Genomic DNA, 21,194 nt, shown 5'->3' on the forward strand with positions numbered 1-21,194 from the left:
ATCACCGTAGCGTATTCAGGAGCAGCACCCAGTATGAGCCACATTATTCACCGCAGTTTGCGCAGCACGCCCGCGGTGGCTGCTCGCGCCGAAGGGGCGTACATCTTCGATAAACAAGGAAAGCAGTATCTCGACGCCTGCGGTGGTGCTGCCGTTTCCTGCTTAGGCCACGCACATCCTGATGTGTTAGCCGCGATGCATCGTCAAATCGACCAACTGGCCTATGCTCACACCAGCTTTTTTACCAGCAACACCGTTGAGCAACTCGCTGAACAGTTGACGCGCACGGCGCCTGGCGATCTCAACTACGCCTATTTCGTTTCCGGTGGTTCGGAAGCCGTGGAAACCGCGCTGAAATTAGCGCGTCAATATTTCGTTGAAATCGGGCAGGCGTCACGTACCAAATTCATCGCGCGCAAGCAGAGCTATCACGGCAACACGCTGGGTGCATTGGCCGTCGGCGGCAATGAGTGGCGCCGTCGCCAGTTTGCCCCATTACTGATCGACGTGATTCGCGTGTCAGCCTGTAATGAATACCGCGATCTTCGTGCTGATGAAACGCAGCAGCAATACACCACGCGTCTGCTTAATGAACTGGAACAAGCAATTGTTGATGCCGGTCCGGAAACCATTATTGGTTTCTGCGCTGAAACGGTAGTGGGTGCCACCACCGGCGCGACTCCGCCGACGCCAGGTTATCTGAAAGGCGTGCGCGCACTGTGCGATAAATACGGCATCTTGTATATCGCCGATGAGGTGATGTGCGGTATGGGACGCACCGGGACGTTGCACGCGTTTGAACAAGATGATGTGGTGCCGGATCTGGTCACTATCGCCAAAGGGTTGGGTGGCGGTTATCAGCCGATTGGTGCCGTGCTGGCCAGCGAAAAGATCGTCTCAGCACTCCAGTCGGGCAGTGGTCTGTTCCAGCACGGTCATACTTATATTTGCCACGCTACGGCGGCTTCAGCGGCACTGGCCGTCCAGCAGGTGATTGAACGCGATAACCTGCTCGATGCGGTGAAGCAGCAGGGCGCGTATCTGCAAAATGCTTTGCGTGAAGTGCTGGGCGCATTACCGCATGTGGGCGACACGCGTGGGCGCGGCTTATTTGCCGGTGTGGAACTGGTGCGCGATAAAAAGAGCAAAACCCCGTTCGATCCTGCACTGAAACTACATGCTGGCATTAAAGCCAACTGTATGGCTCGAGGCCTGATGGTGTATCCGATGGGCGGCACCATTGACGGGCAGTATGGCGACCACATCCTGATTGCTCCGCCATTTATTATTACGCCGAGGCAGCTCGATTTTGTGGTGGATACGCTGGCAACCGTGATACGTGAGGAGACCGGTAAATTATGATTAATCGTTTGCCGCCGCTGGCGGAGCACGAGTGGGACGACCAGCAACGTCCACTGGCAGAAGAGATCATAAACGGGCCACGTGGTGCGCTGCTTCCACCCTTTGAACCACTGCTGCGCAGCCCTGAGCTGATGGCACACGCGCAGCGCATGGGAGAGTACCTGCGCTATCGCAGCGCGCTCGGTCAGCGCTTATCGGAACTGGCGATTCTCATGACGGCGCGTCACTGGTCGCAGCCGGTGGAGTGGGCGATTCATGCTCCGATAGCACGTGAGAAGGGGATCTCTGCCGCCGCCGTACAGGCCATTAATGAGAAGCGCCTGCCCGATGACTTAAAGCCGGATGAGTGGGTGATTTACCACTTTTGCCAGCAACTGCATCAACAGCAAAAAGTCACCGACACCTCCTGGCAACAAGCCATCGATTTATGGGGCGAAAAGGGCGTGGTGGATCTGATTGGCATTAACGGTTATTACAGCTTCCTCTCGATGATCATGAACGGCGCACAGACGCCTGCTCCAGATTCTTCAGACATTCTTTTGCAAAGTGCATCAATATGAAAAAAATCGCAATCCATGGTTCCGCCTTCGAAATTGGTCAGCAACTGGGTGAATTTGGCCGTGAAGCCTGGCATCAAAAGCTGACGCTCACCGCACTCTGCCAGACAGTGACAGCCATGAAAGACGCCGACCAAACGGTGGCCATGCGCGCGTTGGTCCAGGCGCACTATCGGCTGATCTGGCAGGAGCTGGAAGGGCTGGCCGCAGGATTACAGGCGCCGATTGAGGAGGTTTTTGCCTGGAACTGCCGTGGCGATTTAGTACGTTCAACCTCGGATGGATGTACCACCGTGGCGGGACAGCGTGCTGATGGCGTGTTAACTATCGCGCACAATGAAGATGGTTTTCCTCAATTACGCGATGACTGTGCCATCGTCAGCATCCGTCCGGATAGTGGGATGGCGTTCACCAGCTTTGCTTATCCGGGGTCGATTTGCGGTCATACCGTTGCCGTAAACGAGAAGGGCGTGGTGAATACGGTGAATAATATTCGTGCACTGCATCGTCCGGAAGGAGTGCCGCGTCAAATCCTGGCCCGCGCCGCGTTGAATGCGGCCACGCTGGATGAGGCCATCGCAATCCTGACCACACCACCGCGCGCCGGATCGTTCCACCATACGCTCGGACAGATGGGCGATAGCCGTCTCTTTAGTGTGGAAGCCACGGGGTCGGGTTGCTCCGTAACGCCACTGACCGCAGTGTTCGCCCATGCCAATCACCTGATTCATCCGCAACTTGATGACGTGGAACAGGTGATCACTGCCAGCTCCGGATCACGCCAGCAGCGGTTAATTGAGTGGCTGGAGACGCAAACGCAGCTGGATGGCGATGCAGCAAAAGCGATTCTCTCTGACCAGCATGATGCGGTGCTGCCCATTTATCGCCTTTCGCCGAACGATCCGGATGAAGAGAACACCCTGGCGACAGCGGTATTTACGCTGCATACCAAACAAGTTGACTGGCAGATATTTACCTTGAATCGTGATGAGCCAGAATTTAAAGGCACGATTTCCTAAAAACTAATCTGCTATATTGTGAACCCGGTCACCCTGGCCGGGCGCTATTCAAATTAATCCCACTATAGTCGTTAAACATTCCGATTATGGTGGGGTACGAAAATGAATAGAAATAAAAAAGCCACATTCAGCGGTTTAGCATCAAACATAACCATGGCATTATCCTTAGCTGTTTTTTCACTGGCGGGGAGCGCTATGGCAAATGCCGCGGAACATCATCAAATCGCTTTGGTGGGTACCTGGACGTCGATTCCAGATGCCCCATTAGAGCAGAAACCGGATCATCCTAGCGAAGGTTTATATCGCCTCAAGGTGAATGCGGATGGCACTTTAACACCACTTGATGTGGTCAAAATGAAAAGCCCGTCATGGATTGTAAAATCCCAGGATGGCCGCTTTGCCTATACCACCAATGAAGAAAACGCTGGGGCCGTTACCGCACTGTCCATTGATAAAAGCGGTCAGGTGAAAGTGTTAAATGCGGTGGATAGCCATGGGCAACAGCCGACGCACGCCACCATAAGCCCGGATGGTAAGTTCCTGTTTGTCGCTAACTACTCGGTGGCGAAAGGCGGCGCGGGCGTCTCGGTGTTCCCGATTCATCATGACGGTAAACTGGGTGAGCAGGTGCAGCACTTTGCTTTCGACCACGGCACGGGCGCGGTGAAAGGGCGTCAGGATGGCGGTCACGCACACTCCACAACCTTTACCCACGACGGTAAATATCTGTACGCTGCCGATCTCGGCGGTGACAAGCTCCATGCCTATCGTTATCACGCCAATAAGGCTGAGCCTCTGGAAGCGGATACCGCGCATGACGTGACCTTTACCGAAGGTTCTGGCCCGCGTCATATGGTGTTCTCACCAGATGGCAAACATGCCTACGTCACCACCGAAATGGCCGGTGAGATCGCGGTATTTACAGTGAAAGACGATCACCTGGATCGCAGCAATACCGTGAAGCTGAACAGTGAAAATAACAGTGCTGAATACCGTAGCGGCGGCGGAATTATTCTCAGTCCGAACGGTAAATATGTGATTGCAGCGAATCGTGGTTCAGATAATAAGCTGTTGGTGTTTAAAATTGAGGCGGATGGCCAGTTAGGCAAGCCGGTCAGTTATAAAGCCAACGGCATTGAACCTCGGGCGTTCTCATTTGATGGCAGTGGAAAATATCTCTATGTCACTAACGTGTTCACCAACAATATTTCCCTGTTCCATTTCGATGAAAAGAGCGGTGAGCTGAAAGCAGCGGGCGATGCAGCAAAAATATCCACGCCCACTGATATAAAGTTCTTTAATTAAGCCGTTCGGTGGGCGCATTTTTTGCGCCCACTTCTTCTCGCTATTTTGCCTGTGACATTTCCAGCAGCGCCTCTTCCATTGATGCACCAAACATTTGTCCGTGGGACAGTCCCGGATAAAGTTGATAGCGTGCGGCTGTGCCGTTCTCTGCCATACCTTCGATAGTGGTGCGCACCGCGCGCAATACTTCAGGTTCCGCCGTGTTGCTATCGCTGCGGCGATCGCCATTCCCTTCCATCAAAGTGATCTGCTTATTACTGGCTTTGCGGGTCTGCATCTCACCTAATAGAGAATGGTACCCCTGGCCAATCGACGGGCTGGCTGCGAAATAGCGCGTAAACAGCTGAGAGGAGAGATAGCTGTCGAGTGCAAACAATCCGCCGTAAGAGTGGCCCCACAGCGCGCGTTGTTGATGATCGACATGCACACCTTTCTGCGCTGCGGCCAAAATACGTTGCTCTAGCAAGGTGCGGAATGCGCTGCTGCCGCCGCCCTTGCGACCGCGACTAAAAGTGTATCCTGCATCGCCATGCTCTTTGTCAAGCGGGGTGTAATCGTAAGTTCGCGCGTTTACCTCAAACGGCAAAGTGGTTTGATACCCGACCACCACCAGAACCGGAGGGTTGTCTGCCGAGAGTTTTTGCAGCAGCGGATCGGTCAGCCTGTCCATTACCGCATTGCCATCCAGCATCGTGATCAACGGGTAGCCAGATGGCGGAGGCGCTTTATCTGGCACCGCAGTCCAAACTTTGTAATGCCGCTGGCCATCAGCCGAGTCATATTCACTGATGGAGAAGTGGTAATAAGCGGAGCCTTTGTCGGCGATATTCGGGCCGAGTGGCGTCATATTCGGGCGTGCAAACGCGCTGGTGGTGACACTGCTGAGCAACAATAGCAGCAGGACAATGGGACGGTTTATCGCTGAAAATCTATAAAGCATTGAAATCCTTATTCTATTGGTTATTGGTACATATCACTTTGCACCATAATGAGAATGATTCTTGATTTCAATTCTTTTTACTGATGGCAGCCTGTTTCAGAAAAGGCTTTTTTGACAGGATGTTGAACCTGACAGGGGGGTCTAACACGAGCTGATGCCAGAAACAGGGCGGCACAAAGCCGCCATTGTACTTACAGCGCCCGACGCTTAGCCCGCTGTGAAAACAGTAGCCATACACCAATGGACGTTATAATCAGCACCCAACCCATCTGACTGATGATTGCTTCCATCACGCCATCCAGCGCAGGGGAGATCAGCGTGTTGAGTTGTAACACCGTCGACACTTCGTAACAGCCAATCGCGAAGGCCACCACAATTGAGAGTGATGAAATGGCGAGGGTGTAAGTGAGGCTGCGCAACGGATCGAATTGCGACCAACGATACAGTTTCAACATCATGACGCCATCTGTGGTATCGATCAGCATCATGCCGGCAGTGAATAAAAGCGGCATCAACATGATGTGCAGCATCGCTTCGCCACCCGCTGCGTGGTTGGCGGACATACCGAAAATCGCCACTTCGGTTGCTGTATCAAAACTAATGCCGAACAGGAAACCGATGAGGAACAAATGATGGCTTTTGCTCACCATGCGAAACAGTGGCGCGCATAGCCGGGTGAGCACGCCGTGGTGATGGCTCTCCTGCGGGACCCGCGTTACATCGCCACGCAGCAACCGCTGACGTTGGCGAAAACATTGCCACAAAGTGCGGGAGTTAGCCCAGGCGAGTAGCAGCAGAAAAGCACCGGAGATCAGTGTGCTAATCATGCCGCCAATCTCTTTCACGCCGGGAAACATCTGCTGCAAAGGTTGCGTGGTCAAAGCGAATATCAGGCAGGCGATCAGCACCACCGAAGCGTGGCCGAGTGAGAACCACATACCTGCGGTAAACGGGCTCTTGCCCTCATTACTCAACTTGCGCGTGGCATTATCAATGGCGGCGATATGATCGGCATCGACGGCGTGGTGCAAACCAAACAGATAGGCTAACAGCGCGACACTCTGCGCGGCCGGTGAATGCTGAAAAGTCACCAACGCCGTACCGATGACCAGCAAATTAAACAGCATGGCGCCACCAATCACCGCAGCGCCTTTTTGCTTATGACTCAGCACCTTCATAAAGACTCCTGAGAATTACCCGACAGCGGCAAAGACGCGCAGCGGTTGGATCAGTGGCTGCGCGGCGTGATGGTCGTGATGATGATGATGATGATGGTCATGATCATGCGGGTGGTCGGGCGGACAGCTGGCGGCAGCGAGATCCACCGGGCTGCCATGGGGCGTGTTGAGGAAAGCCTGGCGCCACTGCTCTTCACGAATCAGCAATTCTGACATCGGAATCAATTGATGTTGTGACAGGATCTTTTCCAGACAGCTCAGCCATTGCCGATAATAGGCGGTATGGGCGCTTTCATCGCTGCGCTGCGGGAAGTCGCGGATCTCCTGGGCAAATTGTTCCACCCATTGTGGCCAGCTAAAATAGCCGCGTTGAGACAGGGCCACCGCGATGACAAACGCATCGGCTTCCCAGGGTTGTGCAAAGGTGGGATCGGCTTCGTTCACCTGAGCAATAATCGCGTTTAACTCATCCATGCGCAGCATCCTCACATCTGCCCTGAATATAGTCGGACCAGACGCTCAGGTGGACGCTGAAATTCTCGCTATTCTCTCCCCACAAATCGGCGGCAATGAATTTCACCAGGTAGACGTACTGTGGTTTCTCCTATTGCTCTGCGACCAGCGCATCGGGAAATACGCAGGCACCGTAGTTGGCAACAATCACGCCCTTTTTACCACGCGCATAGCGCGGCAGGCGTGTATGACTCAGCGGATTTAAATTATGCGTGATAATACTATCACCCGGTTGATATTGCGGTTCGACCTCAACATCACGATGGTAATTGGGCGGTGTAGTAATTAAATCCAGGTAGCCCTGCGGCGAATAAGTATTCATGTTGTATCCTCAGGCGGAGAGTTCGCTGAGACGCTGCTGCAATTCTTGTTCAGTGAATACGCCGGTTTTACTCATCAACTGCTCAATGGCAAATAACCAGTGTTCGTAATAACTGGATTGCAGATATTCCGTTACGGACATTTTCTCAATTTCATAACGGAAATCATCAAGCACGATTTTTCCGCTCATAAAGAACACCAGCGTGGTGGCGAAAATATCTTTTTCCCATTGGCTGTGAAAATGAGGCTCATCGGCTTCAATCTCGATTGGACCTAAATTCTGCATGCCGCCGCAATCGTGGATATTATTCATGGTGTTTCTCCGCTTAAAGCGTGCGTGTGCCGATCATGGAGTCGCGTGTGACCAATGCGGCCAACTCGCTCTCACTCATGCTTTCACTGTCAGCAGGGGGCTGTGGCAGCACGAAGTAACGGATTTCGGCATTGCTGTCCCATACGCGAATCTCCTTATTGGCCGGAATTTCAGTGCCAAATTCTGCTAATACGCCACGGGGATCAATCACCACACGTGAACGATAGGGTGTCGATTTAAACCAGATGGGCGGCAAGCCCAGCACCGGCCACGGGTAGCAAGAGCAAAGCGTGCACACCACTACGTTGTGCACGCTGTCGGTATTCTCCAGCACGTGCAGGGTAGCGGCTTCAAAGCCGGAGAAGCCGAGTTCATTCACCGCCTCGCGGCCATTTTCCAGTAAGCGTGCTTTGAAGGCGGGATCGCGCCAGGCTCTCGCCACCACCTGCGCACCATTGCGGGGTCCTACTTTGGTTTCGAAATAATCCACGATGGTGTCAGTGACCTCCTGACTCAGAAATCCCTTTTCTGCCAACAGGGATTGGATAGCACGGATCTTTAACGCGGCATCCGAAGGTAATACCGAAGGGTTCGACATAATGGCTCCTCAAAAAATTTTTTTACTGATGAGATGAATGAGTGTGTGAGAGACGTTAACGCTTCTGGTAATTACATCTTTGTTAATGCTGCCATTCGCTGTGTTTGAGCGGACAGCGCAGTGTTAAAACATTTAATTGCACCGCACTGGTGCTTATTGCTTTAATTAAGTGCAGTAAAGTGAGAGGGATAAAATTAATTAAAGGTGGGCGGGATTAAATGCAGTAATACTTTTCATCGCTTTCGCTTCTGCTGGCAGAGAATAAAGTTAATTTGAACGGCCACGTGGGTTTTGGCCCGCTTATTGCTAATCTAAAAAACGTGCCCCAATGTTGTGGCCCTTTTCTCGCATTAATGCAGACAGCGCTGTCTGTTTTATCCGCTTATCTCTTCCGGTTCCCGGAATGCTTCATCTCTATTTATTCCAATAACTTCATTGCGAGGGTGCTATGGCTATTAGTCGTCGTTCATTTATTCAGGGATCGGCCGTATCCGCATTGGGTCTGGCTGCAGGGGTTGTACCGAAATTCACCTTAGCCGCTGACAGCAAAGACGCCATCAAAGTGGCGAGCATTCTCGACCTGTCAGGCGGGCTGGATATTTATGGCAAGCCGATGTCCAACGCCATCAATTTAGCCGCAGATGAGATTAATGCAGCAGGGGGATTATTAGGCCGACCACTGCAAATCATCAATTACGACGCGCAATCCAATATGCAACTTTATGCCCAATACGCCCAGCAGGCCGCGCTGAAAGACAAAGTGGCGGTGGTGCACGGCGGCATCACGTCTGCGTCGCGCGAGGTGATTCGTCCTGTATTGGATCGTTTCCGCTCACTCTATTTCTATCCTGCGCAGTACGAAGGTGGCGTCTGCGATCGCAACTACTTCTCTTCAGGCTCAACGCCCGCACAAACCGTGGAGAAACTGGTGCCGTACGCCATGAAGAAGTGGGGCAAGAAAGTCTATGTGCTGGCGGCGGATTACAACTACGGCCAGATTGTTTCGTCATGGGTGAAGAAGTCGGTGCGTGACAACGGTGGTGAAGTGATGACGGTGGAGTTCTTCCCGCTGGATGTCACGGACTTCGGTGCCGCCATTTCAAAAATCCAGAGCGCTAAACCAGACATGGTGTGGTCAGCACTGGTGGGCGGGGCGCACATCTCCTTCTACCGCCAATGGCATGCGGCTGGCATGAGCGGCAAGATTCCCATCGCCTCTACCGTATTCGGCGGCGGCAATGAACACATCATTCTGTCGCCGGAAGAGAGCAACGGCATTCTGGTGGCAGCGAACTACATGCAAGAAATTCCGTCTGCCGAGAACAAAGCCTTTGTCGATAAATTCCATGCGCGTTACGGCGACATGTACATCAGCGATCTGGCGATGGGCGCGTATCAGGGCATGTTGATTTGGGCCGAAGGGGTGCGTAAGGCGGGCGACATCGACCGCATGAAAGTGATCGAGGCGCTGGAGTCGGGCGTCACACTGACCTCGCCAAGCGGTCAGCTGAGTGTCGATCCCACCACGCATCACTGTTCGCTGGACGTGCACATTGCCGAGGTGGAGAACCATCAGATGAAGATTCTGGAAACCTTCACAAACCAGACACCGGTTGATACCGCCATGGTGTGCGACCTGAAGAAAAATCCACGTGATACCAAACAGTATCAGATTGAGCTATAACGGGAGGCGCTAATGGATCTGTCGGTTATCTATGGCATCGAAGTGCTGAATGCCATCGCGGTGCTGGTGATCATGAGTCTGGGTCTGGCGGTGGTGTTTGGCATGATGAAAATCGTCAATATGGCGCACGGCGAATTTATGATGCTGGGCGGCTACAGCGCCATTATGGCCACTAACCACTTTGGCGTGCCGATCTGGATCTCCATGCTGGTAGTTGCGCCGATTTGTGTTGGCGTATTTGGCATGGTGATTGAACGCGTCATTATTCGTCATCTCTACGGCAGGATGATCGACACCATGCTGGCCACCTGGGGGTTGAGTCTGGCGTTGATCGGTGCCGCGACCATGCTGTTTGGCAACACCACGCTGGGCATCAGCTCGCCGCTGCCCAGCGTGAATGTGGGAAGTTACAGCACCAGCGGCTATTCGCTGTTTATGATTGTGTTTGCGCTGTGTCTGGTGGCGGCATTGTGGCTGTTGCTGCGCTTCACCACATTGGGATTGTGCGCACGTGCCACCATGCAGAATGCGCGCATGGCGGCGGCGCTAGGCAGCAATCCCGGTAAAATCTACAGCCTGACCTTCGGTCTGGGAGCCGCGCTCTCCGGATTGGGTGGCGCGCTGCTGGCACCGATCACCGGCGTGATACCGACCATCGGCGTTAGCTTTATTGCCAAAGCCTTTATCACGGTAATCGGCGGGGGCAGCGCTATCATCGCCGGCACGCTGACCTCTTCCACGCTGTTTGGCACCATTTCGCAACTGGTGACCTATCTCTCCACGCCGGTGTTTGGTGCGGTGGCGCTGCTGTTGAGTGCCATTGTGCTGCTGCGACTGCTGCCGCAGGGTATCACCGGGCGCTTCTTCAGGAGATCGCTGTAATGAAACTGTTTTCGGAAAAAGTGCGCATTGTGCTCAGTGCCCTGATGCTGATCCTGCTGGCGTTTTGGCTCGCTGGTGCGATTGAGCTGTACACCTTGCTCTCCATTACGGTGTTTTTAGTGATGGGACTGTTGTCACTCAGCCTGGCGTTTATCTGGGGCTACGGCGGCATCCTCTGTTTTGGTCAGGCGGCATTTTTTGGACTGGGGGCCTATACCTACGCCATTTGCGCCATTAACTGGGGGGATTCCACCTGGGCGGTGGTGATGGCGATTCTCCTGCCCACGCTGTTCTCTCTGCTTCTCGGTTACGTGATCTTCTACGGCGGCGTCAGTGATGTGTACCTCGGCGCGATCACGTTAGCCGTGAGCCTGGTGCTGTTTAACTGGGTAAACTCCACCTCGGGCAGTGAATACCATATCGGCGAAGCGCTGCTGGGTGGGTTCAATGGTATTCCGTCAGTGCCGACACTCAACATGCCATTCCAGCCAGATGCCATTTTGTCACCGGAGGCGATCTTTATGGTGACCGCCGGTGCGTTGGCGCTCTGCTATGCGCTGCTGAAGTTTGTGCTGCTCAGCCGCTTTGGCAAAACGGTGGTGGCCATTCGGGAAAACGAACAGCGCGCAGGACTGCTCGGCTACAACGTGCCGGCACATAAGCTCGTCACCTTTGCCATTGGCGCGGCGATTGCCGGGTTAGCTGGATGCCTGTACGTCAACTGGGGTGCCTTTGTCAGCCCCGGGGTGTTTAGTATCAGTCAGTCGGCACAGATCATCATTTGGGTGATCGTCGGGGGGCGCGGCACGTTGATCGGTCCGGTGATCAGCTGTGTGCTGTTGCAGTGGATGGTGACGCGGCTGGGCGCGCAGCAGACGGTGGATGTCAATCTGGTACTCGGCGTGATTCTGGCAGTGTTTGTGCTGCTGATCCCCGGTGGTATTTTACCGACCCTACAGCGATTTTGGCGGCGTAAACGACCGAAAATGCTGACGGCAACCCGCGCATCGGTGAGTGAGGTGAAACCATGACGGCAACAGTCCTGTTGGAAACCCGCAAAATGGGCGTCAGTTTTGGTGGTGTGCATGCGGTGAAGGAGGTGGATTTCACCCTGCATGAAGGGGAGCTTCGCTGCCTGATCGGCCCGAACGGCGCGGGGAAAAGCACCTTTTTCAAAATGCTCAGTGGTCAGGTAACGCCCACACGCGGTGAATGCCGCTACCGCAATCAAGTGATCTCCGGCAAACGTCCGTGGGATATTGCCCGGCTGGGCATCGGCATCAAAACTCAGGTGCCGAGCGTCTTTGAAGGGTTGAGCGTTCGGGAGAATCTATGGCAGGCGGCAGCCAATAAGCTGGCGAAAGCGGCTCTGTCCGCTGCGATTGATCAGGTATTGCACGACATCGGACTGGAAGATCATCAGGATGCCGTGCTCTCTGAACTGGCGCACGGACAGCGACAGTGGGTGGAGTTAGGGATGATCCTGATTTCTCGTCCGCAACTGGTGTTGCTGGATGAACCCGCCGCAGGCATGACGCATCAGGAAGTGCGCAAAACCGCCCAGCTGATTAAAGCGATCAATCAACAGAGCACCGTGGTGGTGGTGGAGCACGATATGGAGTTCATCAGCATGATCGCGCAGCAGGTCACGGTGTTTAATCAGGGCGCGGTGCTGGCGGAGGGGACTTTCCGCGAGGTGACGCAGAATCCTCTGGTGAAAGAGGCGTATCTCGGCAATCTGGAGATCAAACATGCTTGAAATAAAAGAGATGGTCTCGGGCTACAACAAAATTCCGGTCCTGCACTTGTCCGAGCTGTTTGTCGGAGCCAAATCCTTCACCGGTGTGTTAGGACGCAACGGCATGGGAAAAACCACGCTGCTGCGCACCATCATGGGAGAGCTACCCGCCTGGCAGGGAACAATCGCGCTCAACGGCATTGATATCACGCGCTATCAGGCCCACCAGCGGGCGGCGGCCGGCATCGGTTTTGTGCCGCAAGGGCGGCAGATCTTCCCGCTGCTGACGGTGGAAGAGAACCTGCGCATGGGCTGCGTGAAGCACTTTTCGCGCGCGGGTCAGATCATCGAGCAGATGCTAGAGATTTTCCCGCGCCTGAAACGTTTACTGGCTCAACCGGGCGGGGCGCTCTCGGGCGGCGAGCAGCAACTGCTGGCGTTGGCGCGCTGTCTCTGCGGGCAGCCACAGCTGGTGTTGCTGGATGAACCAACCGAAGGCATTCAACCGAATATCTGTGAGGAGATCATCGAGACGCTGCAGCGGCTGAGGCATGAAATGGATATCTCGATCATTCTGGTAGAGCAGGATATTGAGTTTCTTTATGCGTTATCGGATCGGATCCATGTGATTGAAAAAGGGCAGATTGTGCAGCAGATTGATCCGCGCATCCAGCCCAGTGCCAGTGTGGCGGAGCAGTTTTTAGGGTTTCACGCCTAAATCGTGGAAGCGGGACGGGGTGCATGCCCTGTCTCGCCTGACACAGCACCCGGCAGCAGCAACACAGCATCGATTGCCTGACTCCTCTAACGTGATGCTTCGAACATCAGAATGCACACGGGTGAAACATGAATGAGCCATCTTTGCTGAAAACGCTTGCGGGTGTGCGGTTGCATATTTTCCATCCTGATTCGCAAAGCGTGCGGGCTTTTTGTGCCTCGTTGACGCAAATCGGTTGTCACGCACAACACAGCTGGCCGCCTGTCGCCGAACGTCCGGCTGACGCGCAACTGCTGTTGGTGGCGATTGAAAATCACCACGAGGCGGTATTAACGCCGCTGTTTCGTTCATTGCAACAGCATTACACACCGGTGATTGCCCTGGCGAACTGCCACGATGCGCGCTTGTTTCCGCTGCTAATGAAACTGCAACCCGCTGCCATCGCCGAGCGAGAACTAAACCCCTTTGCCTTGATTGTGCAGATCATCGGCACCTGGCGATCCGCCCAGCAGAATGCCCAGTTGCGGGGTGAACTGCAGGCTCGCCAACAGCGTAAACTGAGGAATGAGCGACTGGCGCAGGCTAAAGGCGTGTTGATGCAGACTTTCGGTCTGGATGAGTCGGGGGCATATCGCTTTATGCGTACCGAAGCGATGAACACGCGCAGCAGCCTGGAATTTACTGCTGAGCGTGTGATCAGTCAGTTGCAGAAAGGGTAAAACAAAACGCCGTTACGCCTCGGTTTGTCTCAGCAGACTGCTCGGGGTGTAACCAAAGGCTTTGCGGAAGGCGAGACTGAAATGCGACATATCGCTAAAGCCGTGATCTAGCGCCACCTGCGTGATGTTGCGCGCTTTACCTTCGGCTAGCGCCTTGCGACACGCCAGCAGGCGCTCCTGCCAGACAAAATTCATCGGCGTGGTGCCGTGTGCAGCAAACACGCGGCTGATGGTGCGCGGTGAAACATGATGGGCATTGGCAATTTGCGCCATGGTCAGGTCCGCTTCCTGCAGATTTTGCCGTAAATAACTCACCACCCGCGAGTAAAGATCCGGTTTTAGTGCGTCATCGCCTTTCTGCAAATTGACACTCACCGAGATCATATTGATCAACGTATTGGCGAACTGTTCCGCGAGAAAGGTGTTCTCACTCTCCGCGTTAAAGACAAATGCCTCTTCCAGTAATTGCTTGAGTGAGGTCATTCCGGGACGACTAAGATCCAGCGTTTTCCCCGCGAGCCGGGCAATCGCTGGTGCCTCTTTTTCAATCATCTGGCGCGGCAAATGCACAATGTTGATGGCCACGTTATCCATGGCGAAATCAAAGGGCGTTGCGGCATCGTAAATCACCACATCCCCTGCGCTCACCCGTGACTGGTTATCGTTTTGCCGCAATGTCCCGATGCCGGAACGAACGTAGCCGAGATAAAAATCATGATTAGGATGGCGGCGAATGCACTCGGTGGTGCGTTGCCACACCAGCGCGGTTTGTGACACGTGGTGTGCGATATCGACATGGCCCAGCATGGAATAACCAAAGCTGCCGGAAAAAGTACCGGCATTAACCTGACGCGCCTCGGCATTAATCAAGCGCGAACAGACGGCATCGCGCCAGGCATCAAAGCGGTGGCGATTATCTAAGTGATCCGTGGTGAACGTTTCTTTCATGGCAACATCCCCTAAACCTGGCGAAAAGGGTGAAATCACAACAAACCAAGCAAGTTTCAGGCCATATCGACATGAAAAGGCCGCACCCGAAATGCAGTGCTGCCAAAATAAGCAGCTTTAGATAGCAGGATGTTTTTTATGCCATTCAGTGACTTGCTGATAAGCCCAGGCGCCCTGAATCATTGCGGTTTCATCGAAATGGGCGGCGACTAACTGGAAACCAATGGGTGCACCGGCTGAAGTCGTGCCACATGGCAGGGTGATGGTCGGATGCCCGCTCGCGTCAAATGCACTGGTATAGCGCAATACGCCGTTAAAAAGTGCCTGATCGGTACCAAAACGGGTCATGGTGTCCCAGGTTAATCCGGCATAAGCGGTGGCGGGTGCCAGAATCAAATCCACTTTGCTGAACAGGGCAGAAATATCGCCACGCAGTGCCGCACGGCTCAGCAGCAGGCGCTGATACTCCAGTGCGGTGACCTGATGGCCAAGATCCAGCAGACCAGATAATCCTGGACCATATTGATCTTTCTGCGCCGGATAGGTCTCTTCATGCGCCAGGGCGGTTTCCACTGCACAGAGCGCACTCCACTCGGCGGCGGCTTTTTCCGTGTCTGGCACAGTGATGTCCACGAAGGTGGCACCCAGCGATGTCAGGGTAGCTATCGCTGATTCCAGCGCGGCACGGGTTTCCGCATCCACCTTTTCCAACGCCCAGCCTGCATCCAGTCCGATGCGCATTTTGCTAACGCCGTGCGTCATCAACGCCAGGTAGTCCGGCACCGGCTCGCTGCTGGAGGTCGGATCTTTATCATCGCGCCCGGCAATGGCTTGCAGCATCGCAGCGGCATCGCCTGCGGATCGTGCCATCGGACCGATGTGATCGAGCGACGCCGCCAGCTCACAGGCACCGTGGCGCGTGACGCGACCCCAGGTCGGTTTGATGCCGGTCAGTCCGTTGGCATTTGACGGGAAGCGAATGGAGCCGCCGGTATCGGTGCCAATCGCGCCATAACAGAGTCCAGCCGCAGTCGCGACGCCAGAACCGCTGGAGGAGACACCGGTCCAGAGGGCGCAGCCCCAGGGGTTATTAGGGCGGGTGATTTCCGGATGGTGATCGGCAAAGGCGCTTTCAGTTTGCGTCAGCTTGCCGAGGATCACCGCACCGGCAGCGCGGAAACGATCAACCACCGTGGAGTCTTCTGCCGGATAGTGATCCTTGTGGATGATCATGCCGTGGCTGGTGGGCGCATCTTTAGTCCAGATTAGATCTTTTAAGGCGATCGGCACGCCGTGCAGCGGGCCACGCAATTTGCCAGCTGCAATTTCCTGATCCGCCTCTGCCGCCTGTTTTAATGCACTGTCGCGCATCACGTAGAAATAGCTGTGCAGATCGCTATCCAGTGTGTCGATGCGCGTTAATAGTGATTCAGTGACCGCTACCGATGTGATGTCGCCAGACTGAATCAGGCGTCCAATTTCCAGCAAGCTTTTGTAATGCAGATTGTTCATCGCGACCTTACCTCTGTTTAAGGGGGGCTACCTGTGCGGTAGACAATGTGTTGATCAACAACGTAAATCAGACGCGCGGGTTCGGCTGTGTTTAAGCAGACAGATGCTGTGCCAGAAGTGTCAGCGGCCTACCAGGAACTGGCGTTAACCGGAGGGGAACGTTAAAGCATGGCGATATGATGCCGATAACCTTCAGGAATAGTTCACAAGAAGGATTATTTTGATGCTAAATGGGATTGGCAACAGCGTTCTACGCAACCTGATTTCTGCGGGTTCAAGCGTAAATACCACCGCAAACAGCAATGCAGCACAAAACCACTTACAGGCTGAAGCGTCCACGAAAGTGACCTTCAGTGAAGCAAGCGAGGCGATTGCCGCCATCTATAAAATTGTGCCAGCACAGGTACAGAGCAGCGGCACGATCAGCAGCAATTTACAGGCGCAACTCAACGCGGCGTCACAATCGGGCGGCGTTGGTATGAACGGTATCGGCAGCAGTTTGCTTAAAGGCCTGGTGCAGAGTGGTGACAATGTCACGTTAAGCGTGCCCGCAACCTCATCAGCCAACGGCACCAGCAACAGTCAGAGCGCGGTGGCGCTCACCGTGACCACACAATCGGGGATTGAGGTGAGTCTGCAAATGACACGCCAGCAGGGCGGACTGGTGGTGGAGCTGAATACCAGTGGGGGTAAACTCAACAGTGATGAGGCTACAGCCATCAGTCAGCTCTCCGACGGTTTGCAAAAAGCGCTGGACGGTTTGGACGCAGGGACAACGCAGCTAGATATCAGCAACCTGATGAAGTTTGATAACTCGCAGTTGCAAAGCGTCGATTTGAAGACCGATCTGCGCAATGGCGACAACGTGACGCAGTCCCTCAACCTTCACGCAGATGATAAAGAGCGCTGGCTCGGTTTTCACAACGGGGATGTCAGTATCAAGCTCGATACGGATGTGTCAAAGCTGACTCAGGCAGGCAGCGCCGAACAGCAGGCCGCCGCACTCGATCAGTGGTCTGCCAAATTTGATCAGGCCGCAACGCGTGGGCACGGCGATCGCGACATGCTGAATCTCTTCAAAGCCAGCTTCCGGGCGCTGAATACCACGCAAGGACAGGCAAGCCACAGCGTGAATACCCAGCGAGTGATCTCCATTGATGCTAATGCCGCTAAAAACGGTGCCATTAGTGGATTGGCCGATTTTTCCGCCAGCTATCAACAGACGCCGCGCTCTGATAATCCTTATAAACCGGATGAGCAGGATACTTTCTCTTTAGAGGTCGCGCAGCAAACCCGCTCGCAACAGCACACTGATAGCCAGGATTTGACACAGGATACGCTGTTCAAACTCAAAGCCAGTTTCCACACCGCACTGGATTCAGACGGGGGAGCGAAACTGACGGCACTTAAGTCATCTCAAAATTACCGCTATCATCTGATTAACGATGAAGAGAGTAGCCAGACCGTGGTTTCCCAGAACAAAAAAGGTGAGCTGGCTGCGCAGACCACGCAGCAACTCACTCAGCATGAAACGGTGAAAAGCTATCAGCAAGCCAAGCTTATCGATAGCGTGGAGATCCCGCACAGCGAGAAAAATGTCTCTTCACAGAATTACGCCCGCGCACTGTTTGACCCTGAAAATTAAACAGGATCTCCGGTGCGATCCCGATACGGGGACACTGGCCCGCTGAAAAACCTGCACGTCATTATGGTCGCGCACGCGGTAGCAGGCGGCTTTCAGGCCGCACACCTCAGCGAATCTCTAATTCTGCCAGCGCGGCCAATAGCGCATCGACTTTCGGTAACAGCTGCTTGCGGCGTGGCCATATCAGCGTCAGAGCCAATCCATCGGGCTGTTGCTCCGGCAAGATAATCTCCAGTTCACCGCGCGCCAGCGGCTCGCGCACCAGCCAGGAGGGCATCTGCGCCACGCCTAATCCGCCACACAGCGCCTGGACTTGTGCATCGACATCACCCAGTGCCATCCGGTGTGGCACATTGCGCCAGTGCGGGTGACCATCTGAAGTGGTGAACAGCCATGGCTTGCTGCTGCCATCCACGCGTTCATACATGATGGCCTGATGTTGTAATAGCTCGCTTTCATTGTGAGGACGTCCATGGCGCGCCAGATAATCGGGTGCAGCGCAAAACACCATGCGCTCGCGACCCATCTGACGGCAGCCGAGTGAAGCGGGTACATCCGGCGATCCGCCAATGCGCACCGCGACATCGATCCCCTCATCAAACAGATCGATAAAACGATCCGAGAAGGTGAGATTGAGTTCCAGCTCGGGATGTTGCTGACAAAATGGAATCAGCAGCGGCATGACGCCCAGTCGGCCATAAGTATTTGGCACCGCCACGCGCAATCGCCCCGAAGGAATGGTGCGCTGCGCCGCCAGCACCGCTTCGGCTTCGGCCAGCTCCTCCATAATGCGCAGGCAGGTTTGGTAGTAGGCGTTGCCTGCATCGGTGAGCTTCAGACTGCGCGTGGTGCGTTCCAGCAAGCGTGAGCCGAGTCGCGTCTCAAGTCGCGTGACGCTTTTACTGACGGCCGAACCGGTCAGGTGTAAACGTTCTGCCGCTGCCGCGAAACTGCCGCTTTCGACGCTGGCCACAAAGGGTACGATATCTTTCAGGCGTTGATCGTGCATCTATTCGTGAATCCAGGTTGTGAATGATGTGAATTAAAGCCAGAGATAGGAATTGAATTCTCTATTAGGCTAATGATTACCGAAACCGAGGAGAATTGAAATGCAAAAGCAAGCGTTAATTGTCGGCATTAGCGGTGTGATTGGGCGTGCGCTGGCGGAAAAACTGCAAAGTGAAGGATGGCAGGTGACCGGATTGTCACGCGGGCGCGGCGCGATCCCCGAAGGGTGCCGCAGTCTGACCGCAGATCTGACCGATGCTGACGCGGTCAGCACTGCACTGTCACAAGAGAAGCCTGATGCGGTGTTCTTTAGCGTCTGGGCGCGTCAGGAGAACGAAAAAGAGAACATTCGCGTGAACGGCGGCATGGTGCGTAATGTGATTGAAGCGCTGGGTGAGCGCCTGAACGGTGCGCACGTGGCGCTGGTGACCGGGCTGAAACACTATCTGGGTCCATTTGAGGCGTATGGCAAAGGAGCTGTGCCGGTGACGCCGTTCCGTGAAGAACAGGGACGCCAGCCGGTCGATAACTTCTACTATGCGCAGGAAGATGAAATCTTTGCCGGTGCCGAGCAATATGGCTATCGCTGGAGCGTGCATCGCCCGCACACCATCATCGGTTATGCAGTGGGCAACGCCATGAACATGGGGCAGACGCTGGCGGTGTATGCCACGCTGTGTCGCGAGAAGGGCTGGCCATTTATCTTCCCCGGCTCGCCGGAACAGTGGAACGGTATTGCTGATGTGACTGACGCCGGTTTGCTGGCGGAGCAGTTGTTTTGGGCAGCGACGGCGGATGAAGCAGCGAATCAGGACTTCAACGCGGTCAATGGCGATGTATTCCGCTGGAACTGGCTGTGGCCACGACTGGCCGCTTACTTTAACGTTGAAGCCGCCGCGTATCCTGCACAGATGATGCCTCTGGAAGGGCGCATGCAACAGGCCGCCGACGCATGGCGTGAAATTGCCGCGCGCGAACAGCTGCAAGAGGCGGACGTTAATAAGCTGGCTTCGTGGTGGCACACCGATGCGGACCTTGGGCGTCCAATGGAAGCATTCACCGACATGAGCAAAAGCCGCAAAGCGGGATTCATCGGCTATCGTTCCACGCTGGATTCGTTTATTGCGCTGTTTGATCGGCTGAAAGCGGAGAAGGTGATTCCGCAGTAGCTTTTTTTCATCGTGACCGGTTATCCAGGTGCGCATCAATGCGCACCTTCATGAACAACAACTCATAATATTTTGGGGCTGTAATATCCGACATGAGGTATCCGAGCCCTTTAGTCCAACAAATCTTCCCTGTCTTCCCGTTCCCGTATTTTACGCATTACAGGCCGGACGTCGTTACTCAGGTATTCCATGGTGGTGAGAAACACCATGCGTTGCTTATCAAAATTCTTGCGATAAAACATAAAGCGTAGACCGGGTGCACAGACCAGTAATTCAACACCTTCGTCCATAAGCGTTTCAATATTTGATTCTGTGGTGTCGCGAGTGAAGCGCCAGTTCAATTGGCGTTTATCGATCGCCTTCTGCACTGCGGCGATATATTTATCTTCGCGAAAATAGGCAAACAATCCGCCACTCACTCCGAATCCCGGTGTTCTTAACAATGTTGGACTGGGCATGTAGATAAATACGATGTTTTTCATCGACGATTATTCCTTAATCTTGATGGATGAACATGCTAGCAGAAGCCTAATGAAGGATTCTTTACGCTAAACTGGCGCTATCTTGTTGATATCATGTGATGATAACATGAGAATGATTCTCAACAACAGGAGGTTGTTATGTTTAAGATCATACCCATCATTCTCACTCTGGCATTATCAGGTTGCACCACTTCATCCGCCAATAAAGCACAGCCTAAAGCCCTGCGAATGGATAAGCCTGAATATCCTTTTTATGCTGCAAAGAATCATATCGAAGGAAAGGTGCAATTTTTTTATGATGTCGATGCGCAAGGGAAGGTCAGTGAAATGCGCATTGTGCAATCCACACCCGACCATCTGTTTGATGACGCGGTTATAAGAGCGGTGAACAAATGGCGATTTGAAAAAGGCCATCCCGCTAAAAATATTCCAATGAAAGTGGTGATGCGCGTGAGTCCTCCGCCCAATATCAGTGATTCGATGTTGTGATCGGTGAGTGATCATAGAGCGCCTAAGGTGTGGTGAGAAAAGCATACTGATTTCGAACCGTGTCTGCCCTGAAATGAAGTGACAGCCATCCTGC

Annotated in this window: 22 protein-coding genes and 1 pseudogene; 13 read left to right on the plus strand and 10 right to left on the minus strand. The window is 54.1% G+C overall.

All coding sequences use genetic code 11. The annotated features are described in order from the left end of the window. Positions 1–33 precede the first annotated feature (33 nt). The 4 genes from CRO33_RS16450 to CRO33_RS16465 all read left to right on the plus strand — a co-directional run bounded on the left by CRO33_RS16450 (position 34) and on the right by CRO33_RS16465 (position 4,243). The gene (locus CRO33_RS16450) at positions 34–1,362 is read left to right on the plus strand and encodes an aspartate aminotransferase family protein (RefSeq protein WP_097118863.1); all 1,329 of its coding nucleotides are present in this window, start codon (positions 34–36) and stop codon (positions 1,360–1,362) included. After that, a complete protein-coding gene (locus CRO33_RS16455; protein ID WP_176505785.1) occupies positions 1,359–1,922 on the plus strand; it encodes a carboxymuconolactone decarboxylase family protein in 564 nt (187 codons plus the stop codon). The genes CRO33_RS16450 and CRO33_RS16455 overlap by 4 nt, the downstream gene beginning before the upstream one ends. Beyond that, complete coding sequence (locus CRO33_RS16460) at positions 1,919–2,938, plus strand: C45 family autoproteolytic acyltransferase/hydolase (RefSeq protein WP_097118864.1); 1,020 nt, start codon at positions 1,919–1,921, stop codon at positions 2,936–2,938. The genes CRO33_RS16455 and CRO33_RS16460 overlap by 4 nt, the downstream gene beginning before the upstream one ends. Before the next feature lie 195 nt (positions 2,939–3,133). After that, positions 3,134–4,243: a lactonase family protein gene (locus tag CRO33_RS16465; RefSeq protein WP_097118865.1), complete on the plus strand. Its 1,110-nt coding sequence runs from the start codon at positions 3,134–3,136 to the stop codon at positions 4,241–4,243. 40 nt (positions 4,244–4,283) lie between these two features. On the opposite strand, the gene CRO33_RS16470 is transcribed toward CRO33_RS16465, so the two are convergent. The 6 genes and pseudogenes from CRO33_RS16470 to nthA all read right to left on the minus strand — a co-directional run bounded on the left by CRO33_RS16470 (position 4,284) and on the right by nthA (position 8,106). Further along, positions 4,284–5,183, minus strand: coding sequence for an alpha/beta hydrolase (locus tag CRO33_RS16470; RefSeq protein ID WP_097118866.1), 900 nt, complete (start codon positions 5,181–5,183; stop codon positions 4,284–4,286). Positions 5,184–5,374: 191 nt separating this feature from the next. Then, positions 5,375–6,361 carry a HoxN/HupN/NixA family nickel/cobalt transporter gene (locus tag CRO33_RS16475; RefSeq protein ID WP_097118867.1) on the minus strand — a complete coding sequence of 329 codons (987 nt, stop codon included), beginning with the start codon at positions 6,359–6,361 and terminating at the stop codon, positions 5,375–5,377. Between the two features lie 15 nt (positions 6,362–6,376). Then, complete coding sequence (locus tag CRO33_RS16480; protein ID WP_176505786.1) at positions 6,377–6,835, minus strand: nitrile hydratase accessory protein; 459 nt, start codon at positions 6,833–6,835, stop codon at positions 6,377–6,379. Further along, positions 6,828–7,196 (minus strand): annotated as a pseudogene (locus CRO33_RS24980) (SH3-like domain-containing protein). Before CRO33_RS24980 ends, CRO33_RS16480 begins: the two are co-directional and overlap by 8 nt. 9 nt (positions 7,197–7,205) lie before the next feature. Then, positions 7,206–7,508, minus strand: a complete 303-nt coding sequence (locus CRO33_RS24985; protein WP_097118870.1) for an SH3-like domain-containing protein — start codon at positions 7,506–7,508, stop codon at positions 7,206–7,208. 13 nt (positions 7,509–7,521) lie between these two features. Further along, positions 7,522–8,106 (minus strand): nitrile hydratase subunit alpha, encoded by a 585-nt coding sequence (gene nthA, locus CRO33_RS16495; RefSeq protein WP_097118871.1) that lies wholly within the window; start codon positions 8,104–8,106, stop codon positions 7,522–7,524. A 448-nt stretch (positions 8,107–8,554) separates the two neighbouring features. Between nthA and CRO33_RS16500 the strand changes: the two genes are divergently transcribed. The 6 genes from CRO33_RS16500 to CRO33_RS16525 all read left to right on the plus strand — a co-directional run bounded on the left by CRO33_RS16500 (position 8,555) and on the right by CRO33_RS16525 (position 13,847). Further along, complete coding sequence (locus tag CRO33_RS16500) at positions 8,555–9,790, plus strand: urea ABC transporter substrate-binding protein (protein ID WP_097118872.1); 1,236 nt, start codon at positions 8,555–8,557, stop codon at positions 9,788–9,790. Positions 9,791–9,802: 12 nt separating this feature from the next. After that, positions 9,803–10,672, plus strand: a complete 870-nt coding sequence (locus tag CRO33_RS16505; protein ID WP_058960259.1) for a branched-chain amino acid ABC transporter permease — start codon at positions 9,803–9,805, stop codon at positions 10,670–10,672. After that, positions 10,672–11,703, plus strand: a complete 1,032-nt coding sequence (locus CRO33_RS16510; RefSeq protein WP_097118873.1) for a branched-chain amino acid ABC transporter permease — start codon at positions 10,672–10,674, stop codon at positions 11,701–11,703. Before CRO33_RS16505 ends, CRO33_RS16510 begins: the two co-directional genes overlap by 1 nt. Then, positions 11,700–12,431, plus strand: a complete 732-nt coding sequence (locus tag CRO33_RS16515; RefSeq protein ID WP_097118874.1) for an ATP-binding cassette domain-containing protein — start codon at positions 11,700–11,702, stop codon at positions 12,429–12,431. Before CRO33_RS16510 ends, CRO33_RS16515 begins: the two co-directional genes overlap by 4 nt. Further along, positions 12,424–13,128 (plus strand): ABC transporter ATP-binding protein, encoded by a 705-nt coding sequence (locus CRO33_RS16520; protein WP_097118875.1) that lies wholly within the window; start codon positions 12,424–12,426, stop codon positions 13,126–13,128. The genes CRO33_RS16515 and CRO33_RS16520 overlap by 8 nt, the downstream gene beginning before the upstream one ends. 128 nt (positions 13,129–13,256) lie before the next feature. Then, positions 13,257–13,847: an ANTAR domain-containing response regulator gene (locus tag CRO33_RS16525; protein ID WP_097118876.1), complete on the plus strand. Its 591-nt coding sequence runs from the start codon at positions 13,257–13,259 to the stop codon at positions 13,845–13,847. A gap of 12 nt (positions 13,848–13,859) precedes the next feature. On the opposite strand, the gene CRO33_RS16530 is transcribed toward CRO33_RS16525, so the two are convergent. After that, positions 13,860–14,795 carry a helix-turn-helix domain-containing protein gene (locus tag CRO33_RS16530; RefSeq protein ID WP_097118877.1) on the minus strand — a complete coding sequence of 312 codons (936 nt, stop codon included), beginning with the start codon at positions 14,793–14,795 and terminating at the stop codon, positions 13,860–13,862. A gap of 117 nt (positions 14,796–14,912) precedes the next feature. Beyond that, the gene (locus CRO33_RS16535; RefSeq protein ID WP_097118878.1) at positions 14,913–16,307 is read right to left on the minus strand and encodes an amidase; all 1,395 of its coding nucleotides are present in this window, start codon (positions 16,305–16,307) and stop codon (positions 14,913–14,915) included. A gap of 223 nt (positions 16,308–16,530) precedes the next feature. Between CRO33_RS16535 and CRO33_RS16540 the strand changes: the two genes are divergently transcribed. Further along, complete coding sequence (locus CRO33_RS16540) at positions 16,531–17,952, plus strand: hypothetical protein (protein WP_097118879.1); 1,422 nt, start codon at positions 16,531–16,533, stop codon at positions 17,950–17,952. Positions 17,953–18,058: 106 nt separating this feature from the next. On the opposite strand, the gene CRO33_RS16545 is transcribed toward CRO33_RS16540, so the two are convergent. Then, positions 18,059–18,961 carry a LysR family transcriptional regulator gene (locus CRO33_RS16545; RefSeq protein WP_097118880.1) on the minus strand — a complete coding sequence of 301 codons (903 nt, stop codon included), beginning with the start codon at positions 18,959–18,961 and terminating at the stop codon, positions 18,059–18,061. 100 nt (positions 18,962–19,061) lie between these two features. On the opposite strand from CRO33_RS16545, the gene CRO33_RS16550 reads away from it, so the two are divergent. Continuing rightward, positions 19,062–20,129: an SDR family oxidoreductase gene (locus tag CRO33_RS16550; protein ID WP_097118881.1), complete on the plus strand. Its 1,068-nt coding sequence runs from the start codon at positions 19,062–19,064 to the stop codon at positions 20,127–20,129. Positions 20,130–20,239: 110 nt separating this feature from the next. Here CRO33_RS16550 and CRO33_RS16555 read toward each other — a convergent pair whose 3' ends face one another. Then, the gene (locus CRO33_RS16555; RefSeq protein ID WP_097118882.1) at positions 20,240–20,611 is read right to left on the minus strand and encodes a hypothetical protein; all 372 of its coding nucleotides are present in this window, start codon (positions 20,609–20,611) and stop codon (positions 20,240–20,242) included. Between the two features lie 138 nt (positions 20,612–20,749). On the opposite strand from CRO33_RS16555, the gene CRO33_RS16560 reads away from it, so the two are divergent. Beyond that, positions 20,750–21,100 (plus strand): TonB family protein, encoded by a 351-nt coding sequence (locus CRO33_RS16560; RefSeq protein WP_097118883.1) that lies wholly within the window; start codon positions 20,750–20,752, stop codon positions 21,098–21,100. Positions 21,101–21,194 lie beyond the last annotated feature (94 nt).

Source organism: Pantoea sp. GL120224-02 (genome assembly GCF_900215395.1).
In the GTDB taxonomy this organism is placed as follows: domain Bacteria; phylum Pseudomonadota; class Gammaproteobacteria; order Enterobacterales; family Enterobacteriaceae; genus Pantoea; species Pantoea communis.